Source organism: Aquimarina sp. Aq107 (assembly GCF_943733665.1).
In the GTDB taxonomy this organism is placed as follows: domain Bacteria; phylum Bacteroidota; class Bacteroidia; order Flavobacteriales; family Flavobacteriaceae; genus Aquimarina.
Genome location: NZ_OX030782.1, coordinates 4,154,372 through 4,170,493 on the forward strand (window position 1 = coordinate 4,154,372; position 16,122 = coordinate 4,170,493).

At 33.6% G+C, this 16,122-nt stretch carries 12 protein-coding genes; 9 read left to right on the forward strand and 3 right to left on the reverse strand.

The features are described 5' to 3' along the window. Window positions 1-156: 156 nt before the first annotated feature. Together polA and NMK29_RS18065 are read left to right on the forward strand one after the other, a co-directional pair. Window positions 157-2,979, forward strand: coding sequence for a DNA polymerase I (polA, locus tag NMK29_RS18060; RefSeq protein WP_108802249.1), 2,823 nt, complete (start codon window positions 157-159; stop codon window positions 2,977-2,979). A 64-nt stretch (window positions 2,980-3,043) separates the two neighbouring features. Beyond that, on the forward strand, window positions 3,044-3,868 hold the full coding sequence (locus NMK29_RS18065; RefSeq protein WP_108802250.1) for a TerC family protein: 825 nt from the start codon (window positions 3,044-3,046) through the stop codon (window positions 3,866-3,868). A gap of 82 nt (window positions 3,869-3,950) precedes the next feature. Here NMK29_RS18065 and NMK29_RS18070 read toward each other — a convergent pair whose 3' ends face one another. The 3 genes from NMK29_RS18070 to NMK29_RS18080 form a co-directional block, all read right to left on the reverse strand. Further along, window positions 3,951-4,442: a lipocalin family protein gene (locus NMK29_RS18070; RefSeq protein WP_108802251.1), complete on the reverse strand. Its 492-nt coding sequence runs from the start codon at window positions 4,440-4,442 to the stop codon at window positions 3,951-3,953. Window positions 4,443-4,536: 94 nt separating this feature from the next. After that, on the reverse strand, window positions 4,537-5,733 hold the full coding sequence (locus NMK29_RS18075) for a serine hydrolase (RefSeq protein ID WP_108802252.1): 1,197 nt from the start codon (window positions 5,731-5,733) through the stop codon (window positions 4,537-4,539). A 78-nt stretch (window positions 5,734-5,811) separates the two neighbouring features. Then, a complete protein-coding gene (locus tag NMK29_RS18080; RefSeq protein WP_108802253.1) occupies window positions 5,812-8,508 on the reverse strand; it encodes a DUF5916 domain-containing protein in 2,697 nt (898 codons plus the stop codon). Window positions 8,509-8,782: 274 nt separating this feature from the next. Between NMK29_RS18080 and rplM the strand changes: the two genes are divergently transcribed. The 7 genes from rplM (at window position 8,783) to NMK29_RS18115 (ending at window position 16,044) form a co-directional block, all read left to right on the forward strand. After that, window positions 8,783-9,238: a 50S ribosomal protein L13 gene (gene rplM / locus NMK29_RS18085; protein WP_108802254.1), complete on the forward strand. Its 456-nt coding sequence runs from the start codon at window positions 8,783-8,785 to the stop codon at window positions 9,236-9,238. Further along, window positions 9,238-9,624 (forward strand): 30S ribosomal protein S9, encoded by a 387-nt coding sequence (gene rpsI, locus NMK29_RS18090; protein WP_108802255.1) that lies wholly within the window; start codon window positions 9,238-9,240, stop codon window positions 9,622-9,624. Before rplM ends, rpsI begins: the two co-directional genes overlap by 1 nt. 131 nt (window positions 9,625-9,755) lie before the next feature. Then, window positions 9,756-10,601, forward strand: a complete 846-nt coding sequence (rpsB, locus tag NMK29_RS18095) for a 30S ribosomal protein S2 (protein WP_108802256.1) — start codon at window positions 9,756-9,758, stop codon at window positions 10,599-10,601. A 163-nt stretch (window positions 10,602-10,764) separates the two neighbouring features. Beyond that, entirely contained in the window at window positions 10,765-11,727 is a 963-nt protein-coding gene (gene tsf, locus NMK29_RS18100) for a translation elongation factor Ts (RefSeq protein ID WP_108802257.1), read from the forward strand. Between the two features lie 457 nt (window positions 11,728-12,184). Beyond that, window positions 12,185-12,892 carry a UMP kinase gene (gene pyrH, locus NMK29_RS18105; RefSeq protein ID WP_108802258.1) on the forward strand — a complete coding sequence of 236 codons (708 nt, stop codon included), beginning with the start codon at window positions 12,185-12,187 and terminating at the stop codon, window positions 12,890-12,892. Between the two features lie 58 nt (window positions 12,893-12,950). Beyond that, window positions 12,951-13,514, forward strand: coding sequence for a ribosome recycling factor (gene frr, locus NMK29_RS18110; protein ID WP_108802259.1), 564 nt, complete (start codon window positions 12,951-12,953; stop codon window positions 13,512-13,514). Between the two features lie 88 nt (window positions 13,515-13,602). Next, complete coding sequence (locus tag NMK29_RS18115) at window positions 13,603-16,044, forward strand: DUF5686 family protein (protein ID WP_108802260.1); 2,442 nt, start codon at window positions 13,603-13,605, stop codon at window positions 16,042-16,044. Window positions 16,045-16,122 lie beyond the last annotated feature (78 nt).

The following is a 16,122-nucleotide window of genomic DNA, read 5'->3' on the forward strand; positions in this document are numbered from 1 at the left end:
ACTATCGTATTTATAGCAATTGATAACATTGTTATCAATTTTATTTTGGGGCGAAATGCCGTCATTCATTGACGGCATTTCTTATTTAGTATAATTTTGAAACGATTTTCAGCAATCTTCTTTTTATATTGCATTTCTAAAAACTGAACATACACTATGTCACAAAAACGTCTTTTTCTTCTGGATGCATTCGCACTTATTTTTCGCGGATATTATGCTTTAATTAAAAATCCAAGAATCAATTCTAAAGGGCAAGATACCTCAGCAATTATGGGGTTTGTAAATTCACTTTTTGATGTTATCAAAAGAGAAAACCCAGATCACTTAGCGGTTGCATTTGACAAACAAGGAAGTAAGGATCGTTTAGAGATATTCCCAGAATATAAAGCCAATAGAGATGAAACTCCAGAAGCTATAAAAATAGCTGTTCCTATTATACAGGAAATCCTAAAGGCAATGCATATCCCTATTATTGAAAGAGCTGGAGTAGAAGCAGATGATTTAATCGGAACGATTGCTAAACAAGCTGAAAAAGAAGGATACCAAACATTTATGGTTACACCTGATAAAGATTATGCACAATTAGTATCGGAAAATATTTTTATGTATCGCCCGGCTCGTATGGGAAATGGTATTGAAATCTGGGGAATACCCGAAGTACAAAAAAGATTTGAAGTAGAGCGTCCAGAACAGGTAATTGACTACTTAGGAATGATGGGAGATGCTGTAGATAATATTCCTGGCTTACCAGGAGTTGGTGATAAAACTGCCAAGAAATTCATTGCTGCTTATGGATCTATGGAAGGTCTTTTTGAGAATATAGATCAGCTAAAAGGCAAGATGAAAGAAAAAGTAGAAGCTAATCAAGAATTAGGACTTCTTTCTAAAAAATTAGCAACGATTATCCTCGATTGTGATGTTACTTTTGATGCAAAGGATTATGAAATTTCTGAACCGGACGCAAAAAAAGTACAGGAAATTTTTGAAGAGCTCGAATTTAGAAGATTGACTGATCAATTCACTAAAACCTTCTTTCCATCTGAATCTTCTACCCCAACAAAAACTGCTTCTTCAAATAAGCAATCGGAACAAGCTGGTGCGGGCCAATTTTCATTGTTTGGTGGTAATCAAGACACCAATAATGCTACAGATTCATTTTCTAGTAGAAAAACAATTGCAAATACAGAACATTTTTATCAGAGTGTAGCTCCTGGAATGGCAATGAAATTATTTATTCAAAATCTACTTAAACAGAAAAATGTTTGTTTTGACACGGAGACAACTGGACTCGACCCTCTTACTGCAGAATTGGTAGGAATCTCATTTTCTTGGGAAGCAGGAAAAGGATTTTATATCCCTTTTCCGGAAAATCAAAATGAAGCTCAAGAATTAATCGAACTACTAAGACCTTTTTTCGAAGACGAAAATATTACCAAAATTGGCCAAAATTTAAAATACGACATCAAAGTATTAGCCAAATATAATCTAGAAGTAAAAGGAAAATTGTTTGACACCATGCTAGCTCATTACCTGATCAATCCAGATATGAGACACAACATGGATGTCCTTTCAGAAACCTACCTTAATTATACACCAGTTTCAATAACTGAACTGATAGGGAAAAAAGGAAAAAACCAATTATCTTTCAGACAAGTTCCTCAAGAAAAACAGACAGAATACGCAGTGGAAGATGCCGATATTACATTTCAACTTAAGGAGCACTTTACTCCAGAACTTAACGAAGCTAATATATTATCTCTTTTTGAAGACATCGAAGTTCCTTTACTAAGAGTCCTAGCGGCTATGGAGATAGAAGGAATTAATCTAGATAATGAATTTTTGCAGTCATTATCAGAGGAATTAAACAATGATATCAAAACATTAGAGACTGACATATACAAAGAAGCTGGAGAAGAGTTTAACATTGCTTCACCAAAACAATTAGGAATTATCCTTTTTGAAAAAATGAAATTGGTAGACAAACCTAAGAAAACAAAAACTGGTCAATATTCTACCGCAGAAGACGTCTTATCCTACCTAGCCAAAGATCACAAAATTATTCAAAACATACTAGACTATCGTGGATTATCTAAACTAAAAAGCACCTATGTAGATGCATTACCGAACCAAATTAATGAATCTACAGGTCGCGTGCATACAGATTATATGCAAACTGTAGCTGCAACTGGGCGACTAAGTTCTAATAATCCTAATTTACAAAATATACCGATTAGAACAGAACGAGGAAGACAGGTAAGAAAAGCATTTGTTCCAAGAGATCAAGAACACACACTGTTAGCTGCCGATTATTCTCAAATAGAATTAAGAATCATTGCCGCATTAAGTGAAGAAGAAACAATGATCAACGCTTTTAAAAGCGGAGAAGATATTCATGCGTCTACTGCAGCAAAAGTTTTCAATGTGCCTATCAAGGAAGTTACCCGAGAACAACGTAGTAACGCTAAGACTGTGAACTTTGGAATTATCTATGGTGTTTCCGCATTTGGACTGAGTAATCAAACCGATCTGTCTCGAAGTGAAGCCAAAGAACTTATAGATACTTACTACAAAACCTATCCTAAATTACGTAATTACATGAGCGAACAAGTAGATTTTGCTAGGGAAAATGGTTATGTCCAAACGGTATTAGGAAGACGTCGTTATCTTAAGGATATTAACTCCGCTAACGCCGTTGTTAGAGGAGCAGCAGAACGAAATGCAGTAAACGCACCAATACAAGGTAGTGCTGCGGATATTATCAAAATTGCAATGATCAATATTCATCAAAAATTAAAAGAGGGTAATTATAAGACAAAAATGCTACTGCAAGTACATGATGAATTGGTTTTTGATGTATACAAACCTGAATTAGAAAAAATACAATCTCTTATAAAATCAGAAATGGAAAATGCATATACACTTGCAGTTCCTTTAGATGTAGATATGGGGTTAGGAGAAAATTGGCTAGAAGCCCACTAACTTATAACTGCACTTAGTACTATTTTATTCATATTTAATAACATAACCAATCAACACTTATTTTATGGAACAACTTTTTACCCTTGAAAGTCTTATAACCTTATTAATGCTTGTACTACTTCAGGCAGTTTTAGGCTTTGATAATCTCCTTTACATTTCTTTAGAATCAAAAAAAGCACCTCCAGAAAAACAAAGTTTCGTAAGAAAAATGGGAGTTGGGTTAGCAATTATACTTCGTATAGTTTTGCTTTTTGTACTTATGTCTGTAATACAATTTTTCCAAGAACCTTTCTTTAGTCTTCATGACAATAACATTCTTGAGTTCGAATTTAATGTCCATAGCTTAATTGTTCTTGCAGGAGGTGTATTTATTATATATACAGCAATCAAAGAAATTTGGCACATGATGTTACTTAATGAGCACGAAGAAATAGAAAAAGATGAGAAAAAAGGCTCAATAAACAAAGTCATCTTATGGATCGTAATTATGAACCTGGTTTTTTCTTTTGACTCTATTTTAAGTGCGATGGCGTTAACCAGCGATATGGAATATGTACCGCAACTTGTTTTGATGTCTATAGCTATTATATTAGGAGGTGTTTTAATGATCGTTTTAGCTGACAAAGTAGCTAACTTCCTCCAGAAAAACAGAATGTATGAAGTATTAGGGCTTTTTATATTATTCATCGTAGGTATTATGTTATTATCAGAAGGAGGTCATTTAGCACATCTTCATATTTTTAATAACGAAGTTACACAAATGAGTAAAACTACATTCTATTTTGTAATTGTTGTACTTGTAATTGTAGATATTGTGCAAGGTCGTTATCAGAAAAAACTTTTAGCAGAAAAGCAACACCAAGAATCACTAGCAAAAAAAGATAAGTAACTCTTTTTTTTAGTAAAAAGAAATAAAAAGCGCTTCCCTTTTTGGGGAAGCGCTTTTTATTTTAACCACAATAACAAATAACTTATTGACGCGTAAAAACTAAATCTACAGCTCCTAAGTCTTCAACTTCATCTGTAAAAGAAAGTGTTGTCTCTGTAAGTGCAATCATCACTGTTCTTGCATCCATTCCAGTTGGAGTAAATGTTAATTGACCACTTGCTAGACTCCATTCGCCAGTTACCTCAAGTATAAGACCTGTACAATCAGCAGTAACTACCGGAGGTAAATCTGGAGTTACATTAACATCAATCTGTGTGACATTTTGATTATATGTGTTATCATCACTTACCACAATTGTATCTTCAAAGCAAGGCAGTTCTTCTAATAAATTAGTAGAAGCATTTCCATCCATATCTAAATCAACTGGCAACGCTCCAGAAGCAGAAGTAAGTTCCCAAGTTCCAACTAATGAAACCATATCCGGGACCACATCCCCTCCATTGTCGTCATCGGAACTACAAGAGGTAAAAAATAATGCAATAGAAATAGCAAAAAGAAAAAAATTAGTTTTCATGATTTTTGAGTTTTAAATATTAATAACGATTTATTGTTCATTCTTAGTATTTGCAAAATACACCTTATTTACCTGAAAAACCATTCATTACCCACTACCCTCCCATTGTTGCAGTAAAAAAATCATAGTAATTCAAAAATGTTGGTATTACTGGACCATTAAAAGTGTTAGGCCCATTAAACAATACGCAAACGCCTATCTTATTTTCTGGATCTATCATTAATTGCGTTTTATACTGATTTACATTTCCTCCATGATAGACAACCTTTCTATCTCTGTAATCCAAAACCCTCCATCCTTTTGCATAATAAGAGTCAGAAACACCATCCCACAAATTCACGTACGTATCTTTATCACTTGTGCAGATCATCGGATTAAATATTTCTATTAAGCTTTCTTTAGAAATAATATCAGGACGATTTCCAAGTAGCACTTTTAAATATTCTGCCATATCAGAAATAGAAGCATTAATCCCTCCAGCGGCAGCAACATTATAATAGTTTTCATGAAGATTTGTTAAATAATATTTCTTAGAATAATGATTCCATTTATGTGGTAACGCAACATTAGGGTTTTTCTTAATATCTGAATAACTACTGGATGCATTTTTCATTCCTGCAGGCACAAACAATCGTTCTCTTAACAATGCTTCAAATGACTTTCCCGTATTATTCTCCATCACCTTCTCTACTACAGAAAAAACAGCATTCTGATATTCATATTCAGTGCCTTCTTTAGCTACAACACCATTCCTTTTAAAGTTTGCAATAATGTTCTGCAAAGACATCCCTTTATGAATCAATTTAGAATTGGTATACTTATATAATCCCGATGTATGAGATAACAAATGATTAACTGTAAGTCTTTCTGCTTGCGCTTTATCTCTTAAGTTAAATACACCTACTGATTTCTTAACGTTTTGTTTCCAATTAAGTTCATTATTATCAGCCAAATTTCCAGCAAGCACTGATGTAACCCCTTTAGACAGACTTGCAATTCTAAATACTGTATTTACATCTACAGAATCAGTTGTATGGATCTCTTTTACTCCAAAACCTTTTTTATACACAACAGTAGAATCTTTAACAATCACTATAGCAGCTCCAGGACATTCCGAAATATTAAAATTAGTTGCAAAAAACTTCTCATAATGGTCTAGAAAAAGTGACAATGAATCTTTTTTCGTTAGCACAGGCTCCGGATCAGTAATAACAATCTTTTTTTGTTCGGTTTTAGAAGTAGTACACCCAATAATACATATAAAAACAAAAAGTCCTAAAAATTTTTTCATATCATAATCTTCTTAAGTATTGCAAAATACACGTAAAAAATCTTGATGAAAAACTTTCTTAAAACCTTTTTAAAAATTTTATAACACGAACCTATACGTAGCTTTAATCAAAAATGTGTTTTCTGGTTGTTGACCAAAAATCTGATTATCTAAACTCCTAAAAAGATGATCTCCTGGATCACCCAATCCATTAACGCCTTGTGACCATACAAGAAAAATCTCTGATCCTGGTATATACTCCCAACGTAAAACTAAATTAGATCGAAATTGCACAAAAGCAAAATCAGGATTATCTATAGTATAATCTATTGCACCATCTAAGTTTTCATCTACAGAATACAAATCATCAGCAAAAGAAATTTGATTATCATTATACAACGTAACCCTCTCATTTAAATCAGAAGCAATGGGGTTATTCACATAATTAAAATCTGTATAGGTTCCTCTAGAAATAAAAGGTTGTCCATAATATTGAATAGTAAGATTAGGGTTGATATTATAATTAAGACGGATACTTGCGCTTAATGTCTGCTGATCAATTCTAGCAGTTATATATCTTGGCGTACCTGCAAAGTCTACTTCAGTTACGTACTGAGTTTTATTAGGATTTCTTTCGAATTCTGGATTTAAGGAAATACTCAATGCGTTAAAAGGCTGATACCTCATTCTTAACACATATCTATGAAAGGTGAAATTATTTTGTTTTGCCCCAGAATTAACATATCCCATAGTAAAATTAAACTTTTTTCTACTGTCTGAACCAAAAAACAGAAAAGCGAAATTCTCCTCAGAAAACCTCCATCTCGGCCCACCTCTTAATACAGTATTTGTATAAATTCTTGGTTTATGAGCTGCTCCTACTTCTGTCCACCAGTTATTTTTATAGTTAATAAAACCATTAAACTCATATTGAATTCTATTAAAATTCCCTTCAAAATCAAACGCTGAAGTTTGCTCAAAATTTAGATTTGCTCTTCTATAAAACTTAGTAGGTTTTAAAAATAAGTATCTAACATTAGCAAATTGCCTGATATCATCAGCTTGTCTTAAAAACCCAACATCATTTAATTCTAATTCTGGTGACCTCCAAAAAACTCCTGCGGTGTACCTCCAATTTCCACCACCCGATTTACCACCTATAAACTTACCTCCAGTACCTGTAAGCGAAGTTCTGTTAGGATCAACTTCTACGTGATCTGCATCTACTCTTTGAAAAAGATGTGTTAATTCATTTTGGGTCGCCTCTATAGCTTCTTTAGACCCTTCTACGTGGCTTGTTACTAAATTTCCTTCGACAAAATACTTTCTATCTTTCCAATTATGTCTAAAGTCTAATCCTGCGGTATATGCTGATTTTCTTAAAAAATTTAGATTATTCTCCCTTAATCCTACCAATTCTGAAGTCTCATCGGTATTAGGATCTTCATAATCAATATTCAGAATATCGCCAAGATTTCTATTCGTAGCAGTAAAAATACCTCCAACATACGTATTACGATCATTAAAATCTTTTTGAACTCTACCCACAAAATAATTTGTCAAAGGTTCTACAATAGTTTCACGCCTGTTACCATCTGCGTCTTCTACTTTGGCTATTTCTCGCTGTGTTACACTCTCTAAGACTCCAATTGACCAACCATTCTTTGTCTTTCCACTAAACTTAGCAGCACCTAATATTGTTGTATTAGTTGGCCTATCAACAAACTCTGTATTAATAGGACTAGATCCTATAGAACCTTGTGGACTTCTTCCAATCCTTCTGGAATAAAAGACATTATCTTGACCATTCGCAAAACGATAATCAAAAATATTTTTATTCTCTACAAAAAATGGTCTTTGCTCTCTAAAAAAAATCTGAAAACCATCTAAAGCTATAGCCGCAGGATCTGCTTCTACTTGTCCAAAATCAGGATTCACCGTTAAATCCATTGTAAGATCATTAGTAATCCCAATTTTAGCATCTAATCCTCCATTCAATTTAAAATCATCTCCATCTCTAAACGGGTTTCCATCTTCTTCGGGGAAAGTGTCATATTGGGTAACAACAAATGGCTGAATCTCTAATTGCTTTTGTGGTTCTATATCAATTAATCCATGTAACTCTCCGAACTCACTAACCCAGCCAGGAGCATCCTGAGGTACTCTCTGCCATACAGATCGTTCTTCTTTTCTAAAAAATCTTCTGTTTACCTGCAAACCCCATATCTGCTCTTTACTCTTACCAAATTTTAATTGACTTAAAGGAATCTTCACCTCTGCTGTCCATCCTTGATCATCTATATTAGTTGCTGTATACCAGATAGGGTTCCAACTACCATCCCAATTATTACCATTATTGGATATAAATTCATCTCCCTTTACACCTGCAGCAGTAATTGTAAAAGAGAAACCTGTTCGTTTATCATGATAACTATCTAAGTTTATTTCTACCCAATCTCCAGCAAAACCATCCCTTCTAGATAGTCTCTTTTCTATCTTTTCAGGTTCGGTATCATAGCATCTATAAGCTATGTATAAGTATTTTTGATCATACAAAATTTTAAATTTTGTCTGTTGACTTGGAGGGGTATTCTCGTCTGGCTCATTTTCAATAAAATCTCCTGACCATTCTACCAGATCCCAACTAGATTCTTCAATTAATCCATTAATTGTTGGCGCTTCTGATCCATTTAGAGGTTTGGTAGTATAGATTCTTTTTTTTACCACTGTAGAATCTTGAGCATTCGAAAATAGTGTAAAAAGAAGTAATCCTAACACTTGGATCGCGTACTTCATGTTGATTAGTTTTGTTGATTGATGTTTAATAATGGACATAAATTATGAATCTTTGTCACAGTTACTGCCTTTATTTAGTAAAAAATTAACAAGAAAAAGATATTTTAAGTTTAAAACACGCAAAAATTCATCAGATAATTGATCTATCTGAAAACCAAGGCATCATAGACATAAAATAATATCAATTACCTGTTTGCTATATAAATATATAATTGTACATTTGCACCCCTATTTTATATAGGAAAGGAATGTTTAATTAGTAAAATTAGTTAGTGTGGACACATTAAGTTACAAGACAGTATCTGCCAATAAGGCAACCGTTTCTAAGGAATGGTTACATATAGATGCTGAAGGACAGACTTTAGGACGTCTATCTTCTGTAGTAGCAATACTATTAAGAGGAAAGCATAAGCCTAACTTTACCCCACATGTTGATTGCGGTGATAATGTAATTATTACAAATGCCGAAAAAATCAACTTAACAGGAAAAAAGTGGACTGATAAATCGTATATCCGTCATACTGGTTACCCTGGAGGGCAAAGAAGTCTTACTGCTCAGGAGTTATTTGACAAAAACCCAGAGCGTTTAATCGAAAAAGCGGTAAAAGGAATGTTACCTAAAAACAAATTAGGAGCAGCTTTATTCCGTAATTTAAAGGTACATGCTGGAGCAACTCACAATCAAGAAGCTCAGCAACCGAAAACTATTAACTTAAAAGAATTTAAGTAATGGAAGTTATTCACAAAATTGGCCGTAGAAAAACGGCTGTAGCTCGAGTTTACCTTAAAGAAGGTTCTGGAAAAGTTACGATCAACAAAAAAGATCTTAACGATTACTTCCCTACTGCTACATTACAATACAAAGTGAACCAACCTTTTGCCTTAACAGACAATGAGGAAAAGTTCGATGTAAACGTAAATGTATACGGAGGTGGTATTACAGGACAAGCTGAAGCAATTCGTCTTGCGATATCCAGAGCAATGTGCGAGTTAGATCAAGAGAACAGAACAGTCCTTAAACCAGAAGGTTTATTGACAAGAGACCCAAGAATGGTAGAGCGTAAGAAATTCGGACAGAAGAAAGCTCGTAAGAAATTCCAGTTCTCTAAACGTTAATTTATTAAAACAGTATTTGTTGTTATCCCCTATTATTAGGGAGTTAGTTTAGCATCTAAATACTCAAGGCCGTATCAAAATGATAGCCACTTGAGTATTGCTAATTCAACAGAACGTAAACTATTACAAAAATGGCAAACAATATCGAAGTAAAAGACTTACTTGATGCAGGTGTACATTTTGGTCACCTGACAAGAAGATGGGATCCTAACATGGCACCGTACATTTATATGGAGCGTAATGGAATTCACATCATTAACCTATATAAAACTGCTGCAAAAATTGATGAAGCTAGTGAAGCTTTAAAGAAAATCGCAGCTTCTGGTAGAAAAATCCTTTTTGTTGCTACCAAGAAACAAGCAAAAGAAATCGTTGCTGAAAAAGCAGCTAAAGCTAATCAACCATACATCACAGAAAGATGGCCTGGTGGAATGCTTACTAATTTCGTTACTATCCGTAAAGCCGTAAAGAAAATGGCTGCTATTGATAGAATGAAAAAAGATGGTACTTTCAACACTTTATCTAAGAAAGAGCGTTTACAAGTAGATCGTTTAAGAGCTAAATTAGAAAAGAACTTAGGTTCTATCTCTGATATGACTCGTCTACCTGGTGCGTTATTTGTTGTAGATATTACTCGTGAGCACATCGCAGTAAAAGAAGCTCAGAAATTAAACATTCCTATTTTCGCAATGGTAGATACAAACTCTGACCCACGTCAGGTTCAGTATGTAATCCCTGCAAATGATGATGCTTCTAAATCAATCGACAAAGTAATGACTTATGTAAGTGATGCGATTATCGAAGGATTAAGTGAAAGAAAAGCTTCTAAAGAAGCTCCTAAAGCAGATGCTCCAGCTAAAGCTGAAAAAAAGGCACCTGCTAAAGCTGAAACTCCAGCAGCACCAGCTGTAGAGGCTCCAGCTAAAGTTGAGGAAGCTCCAGCAGTAGCTGAAGCAGCCAAGCAAGAAGAAGAATAAACATTCATTGATTGCTTTCAATCATTAAGAATCATATTATTAAAGAATAAGTTACAAAACTTAACTTTAATATAAATTAATGAGTCGTTTAGTTCTTTACTTTCACAGTAGTAAAAACTAAGCGACTTGTTTTTTACACAAACACATTAAATATTTAAAAGATATGGCAAAAATTACAGCCGCAGAAGTAAGTAAATTACGTAAAGCTACAGGTGCCGGAATGATGGATTGTAAAAAAGCACTTGTTGAAGCTGATGGAGATTTTGACAAAGCAATAAAAATCCTTAGAGAAAAAGGACAAAAAATAGCGGATAAAAGAGCTGACAGAGAATCTTCTGAAGGAGCAGTTATCGCAAAAGTTAATGAAGCTAAAAACAAAGGTGTAATTGTTTCTCTTAACTGTGAAACTGATTTCGTTGGTAAAAACGACTCTTTTGTTTCTTTAGCAAAAGAATTAGCAGAATTAGCTCTTAACAGTTCTTCTAAAGAAGAATTATTAGCTGCTGATTTTAACGGAATGAGTGTTCAGGACAAACTTATCGAACAGACAGGTGTAATCGGTGAAAAAATCGAAATTGGAGACTTTAAAGTTTTAGAAGCTCCTTTTGTGGGGTCTTATATCCACGGTAATAAAATTGGTGCTCTTACAGGATTATCTTCCAGCATTGATTCCGCAGAAGCTCTAGCTAAAGATATTTCTATGCAGGTTGCTTCTATGGGTGCAACTACATTATCTTATAAAGATTTTGATCCAGAATTTGTAGCATCAGAAACTCAAGCAAGAATCGCTGCTATAGAGAAAGAAAATATAGAACTTGGTAGACTTGGTAAAACATTGAAAAATGTTCCTCAGTTCATTTCAAGATCTCAATTATCTGATCAAGTAATAGCTGAAGCTGAAGAAAAACTTAAAGCTGAACTTAAAGCAGAAGGAAAACCAGAGCAAATTTGGGATAGAATTCTTCCAGGTAAATTAGAAAGATTTATTTCTGACAACACTACTCTTGATCAAGAGCAATGTCTTCTTGATCAAAATTTCATTAAAGATGAAAAGAAAACTGTTGGAGACTACGTAAAAACATTAGGTGATGTTTCTGTAGTAGGTTTTGAAAGAATCTCTTTATAACAAATATCATAAAAGCAAGAATTAAATTTCCTGTTTTAAAAATCAAAAACCGCTTCAATCGAAGCGGTTTTTTCGTCATTTTTCGAAATACTTTCTAGTAGTTTCCGAAACATTTTCTTTAACATTTTGGACCCCTCCAAAATGCTACCCCAAAAAAGACTAACTCCCCAATCAGTCTAGAATACAAATTACACTTTCGTGAATTTGTAAGTTCAAAAAACGCTTCTTCACTATTTCAAAAATATTCCTCATCTCCCTCTGTTATGTTTTCCTTTGGCAAACCTATGACATTCTTAAAGACCAATCAATAGGGGCGTCAGGGGAAAAGAACCCTTTTTTATTAGTCATTCGATATTTATAATATTTTAAAGCTTTTGTTTTTAGATTTACCTTTACTTGGTAAAGTATTTTCTAAATTAAGAATATCATTATATTTGCATCACAGTTCAAGCAAATGATGAAATACAACAGAATATTACTAAAATTATCAGGAGAAGCCCTGATGGGAGAACGTCAATACGGAATCGATCCGAAAAGACTGGCAGAGTATGCTAACGAAATCAAAAAAATAACAGACAGAGGTGTAGAAGTTGCCATTGTTATAGGAGGCGGTAATATTTTTAGAGGTGTTGCGGGGGCTAGCAAAGGTATGGACAGAGTACAGGCTGATCATATGGGAATGCTTGCAACTGTAATTAATGGATTAGCATTACAAAGCGCTTTAGAAGATGCCGAAATTCCAACCAGACTACAATCTGCAATAAAAATTAATGAAGTAGCCGAGCCGTTCATCAAAAGAAGAGCGATTAGACATTTGGAAAAAGGAAGAGTTGTAATATTTGGCGGAGGAACTGGTAACCCATATTTTACCACAGATTCTGCAGCAGTATTAAGAGCTATAGAAATTAATGCCGATGTTATTCTTAAAGGAACAAGAGTAGATGGAATCTACACTGCTGATCCTGAAAAAGATTCTCAAGCCACTAAATTTGATTTTATTACATTTGATGATGTTTTAAGCAAAGGACTTAAAGTTATGGATACAACCGCTTTTACGTTAAGCCAGGAAAATGAATTACCTATCATAGTTTTTGACATGAACAAAACAGGAAATTTATTAAAAGTTATTTCTGGAGAATCTATCGGAACAAAGGTAAACCTATAACAAAATAAAAGGTGGCTCGTTTTTTGATCAACTAAAAAAAGAAAAGAATTATATTACGATGAACGAAGAAGTAGATTTTATTCTGGATTCAACTAAGGAATCTATGCAGGGTGCTATAGCCCATTTAGAAAAACAACTAATTGTCATAAGAGCAGGAAAAGCATCACCAGCAATGCTTAGCGGTGTTATGGTTGAGTATTATGGAAATCCTACGCCATTAAACCAGGTAGGAAATGTAAATACTCCTGATGCAAGAACAATTACGATCCAACCATTCGAAAAATCTTTAATTCAAGAAATCGAAAAAGCAATTTTGATGGCTAATCTTGGTTTTAATCCTATGAATAATGGAGAAAGCGTGATTATTAGTGTACCACCTCTAACCGAAGAACGTCGTAGAGATTTAGTAAAACAAGCAAAAGCAGAAGCAGAAGATTCTAAAGTTGGTGTGCGTAATGATCGTAAAAACGCCAACAATGATATTAAAAAATTAGAAAAAGATGGTTTATCTGAAGATATGGCTAAAAACGCCGAATCAGATATTCAACAATTAACTGACAGTTATATCAAAAAGATTGATGAAATGTTATCAGTTAAGGAAAAGGAAATTATGACGGTATAATACTTTTTCAAAAAACAATAGTATACAAAAGTGTTTTAAGAATAAAACACTTTTGTATACCTTCAATTACCATGAATCAAATCGGATAATGCAAAACAAACTCTTCTGTTTATTATTTTTTACTCATTTTGTTGTACTATCTCAAATTAGCATTACCGGAAAAGTAATTGATCAAAGCACCAACCAAGCCTTACCGTTTGCTACGGTAAAAACGGATCATAATTCATATGCACTAACTTCATCAACTGGAGAATTCGTAATACGATGCGAAAGCTACCCAATAAACCTAACCGTTAGTTACATAGGGTATGCAACTAAGAACTTCTCCATTAAATCCGAGGATATCGTTAAGGTCGAAATACAGCTTTCACCTAAATCAGAAAATCTAGCAGCAGTAAAACTTGATATTCCTGGAAGTGTTGCTTCTAATATTATCAAACAAGCTATATCAAACAAAGCAAAAAACAACCCTAACAAAGCATTAAAAAGTTATAGTTACAAAACTTATAATAAATTTAAAATCACTGAAGATAATCAGGCTACATTTGAAACTCCAGACACTACAAAAGTAGATATGGAACGAATCTTTAATGACGCGCATTCTTTTCTTTCAGAAAAAGTAAGTTTACACGAATTTAATAAGGGGCGTGATGAAAAAGAAACCGTTCTTGCTTCGAGAATGACAGGTTTTAACAAACCTGTTTATAATGTTCTAGGAATTAAAATTCAGTCCAATTCGCTGTATAAAGAAAATTATGTGATCTTTAATAATAGATATGCCGGACCTTTATCTAATAGAGCTCTTAAAAACTATTATTATAAAGTTTTAGATACTACCCAAGGAAAAAGGCCTGCATATGTAATTCTCTTTCAACCAAGAAGATCTAAAAGAATCGCCAGTTTAGAGGGTGTTTTATACTTGGACATGGAAACACTTGCTATCCAGAAAGCAGTAGCAGAACTAAGAGGAGAACTTAATGTTTTAGTTAATCATGATTTTAAATATGATTCAAAAGAAAAATTATGGTTTCCACTAGACCAAGAAGTTACCATAAGACCTGGGATCGGAAAACAGAAAGTAACTTTATTTGGTGGACAAATATCTGTTGGTAGATTAGGGAATGACAAGAAAAGTTTTACAGGCAATAATGATTTTTTAATTTCGAAAACAGATTTCTTTGATTATAACACAAGAAAAGATGTCAAAATCAAACTACAACAATCTGCTATAGAAATAGATCCTGAAGCTACTACCAGAAATGACGATTATTGGAATCAATATCGAACAAGTGCTATTACAGCAAAAGATCTAAATTCTTTTTCTATAGTAGACAGCATTGTTCAAGCTCAAAATATTGAAAGAAGAATAGATGTTATTCAAAGTTTTAATATTGGGTATTATCCTGTTGGTTTTTTTGACTTTGACTTAACCTATCCTATAAAATACAATAACTTTGAAGGTTTACGTTTAGGAATCGGAGGTTTAACCAATGAAAAGTTTTCTAAACGATTCCGCACCGAAGGATACTTAGTTTATGGATTTCGAGATGGAAGGTTTAAATTCGGTCTTGGTGGAGGCGCTCTACTCAACAAGGATTCAGGATCTTGGTTGAACGTAAATTACACAGACGACCTTAAAGAAGTTGGAAGCTTCTTTTATCTGACCGACAGACGTGTTTATTCTTTATTTGAACCACGCTTAGTAAATATTGATTTTTATTATAAACACAGAACCTGGAGCACAAGTTTACAACATAGAATTTTACCTAAATTATTATCCGAAACTCAATTTTCTGTAAGTAACATAGATCAAACGGGAGGTTATACATATCTTAATAATGGTAATTCCTTCTCCAGCTATAAAACTGCAGAATCCACAATTGCACTTAGATGGAGTCCATTTAGTAAATTCTTAAAAACGCCAAATGGATTTAAAGAAATACAAGATGGTTATCCAAAAATAACAGCTCAATATACCCAAGGGTACAAAGGCGTATTTGATAGTGATTTTAACTATAGTAAAATCGGAGTTAAAGCGGAGTACGTTATTAACCGTCTTAATCAATCGAGCACAAGCTTACTTCTTGAAGCTGACATTGCTAGCGGGGATATCCCGTTAACACATTTATATCACGCATATCCCAATGCCCCAACAAAAGAAACTGTTTTTCAGAGATTTTCTGTTGCAGGACGAAGAAGTTTTGAAACCATGTATTTTAGTGAGTTTTTTAGCGATAGATTAGCTACACTACAGGTCAGACATCGATTAAGACCTTTTAAAATAGCTAGTTGGCTAAAACCAGAAATGGTTTTGATAACTCGATACGCTATTGGAGATGTGAGTAACCAAGATAAACACCAAGGAGTTAATTTTAATTCCCTACAACAAGGGTATCAAGAATCTGGATTCGAACTAAATAAACTTTTTGCCGGCTTTGGATTAAGTTTTGCCTATAGATACGGGGCATATCATCTACCAAAACTAGAAGACAATATCGCTTTTAAATTTACTTTTTACTTAAAGCTTTAACTCATTATTATTTATTCATTTTCTTTTGAATATTTTTTAAGTATTAAAACCTCAAATTCTTACATTTGCACAAGGAAA

What these genes read in the sequence shown, in the direction of transcription:
- polA (WP_108802249.1), top strand. Translation starts at nt 157, where the DNA reads ATGTCACAAAAACGTCTTTTTCTTCTGGATGCATTCGCACTTATTTTT.
- NMK29_RS18065 (WP_108802250.1), top strand. Translation starts at nt 3,044, where the DNA reads ATGGAACAACTTTTTACCCTTGAAAGTCTTATAACCTTATTAATGCTT.
- NMK29_RS18070 (WP_108802251.1), bottom strand. Translation starts at nt 4,442, where the DNA reads ATGAAAACTAATTTTTTTCTTTTTGCTATTTCTATTGCATTATTTTTT.
- NMK29_RS18075 (WP_108802252.1), bottom strand. Translation starts at nt 5,733, where the DNA reads ATGAAAAAATTTTTAGGACTTTTTGTTTTTATATGTATTATTGGGTGT.
- NMK29_RS18080 (WP_108802253.1), bottom strand. Translation starts at nt 8,508, where the DNA reads ATGAAGTACGCGATCCAAGTGTTAGGATTACTTCTTTTTACACTATTT.
- rpsI (WP_108802255.1), top strand. Translation starts at nt 9,238, where the DNA reads ATGGAAGTTATTCACAAAATTGGCCGTAGAAAAACGGCTGTAGCTCGA.
- rpsB (WP_108802256.1), top strand. Translation starts at nt 9,756, where the DNA reads ATGGCAAACAATATCGAAGTAAAAGACTTACTTGATGCAGGTGTACAT.
- tsf (WP_108802257.1), top strand. Translation starts at nt 10,765, where the DNA reads ATGGCAAAAATTACAGCCGCAGAAGTAAGTAAATTACGTAAAGCTACA.
- pyrH (WP_108802258.1), top strand. Translation starts at nt 12,185, where the DNA reads ATGAAATACAACAGAATATTACTAAAATTATCAGGAGAAGCCCTGATG.
- frr (WP_108802259.1), top strand. Translation starts at nt 12,951, where the DNA reads ATGAACGAAGAAGTAGATTTTATTCTGGATTCAACTAAGGAATCTATG.
- NMK29_RS18115 (WP_108802260.1), top strand. Translation starts at nt 13,603, where the DNA reads ATGCAAAACAAACTCTTCTGTTTATTATTTTTTACTCATTTTGTTGTA.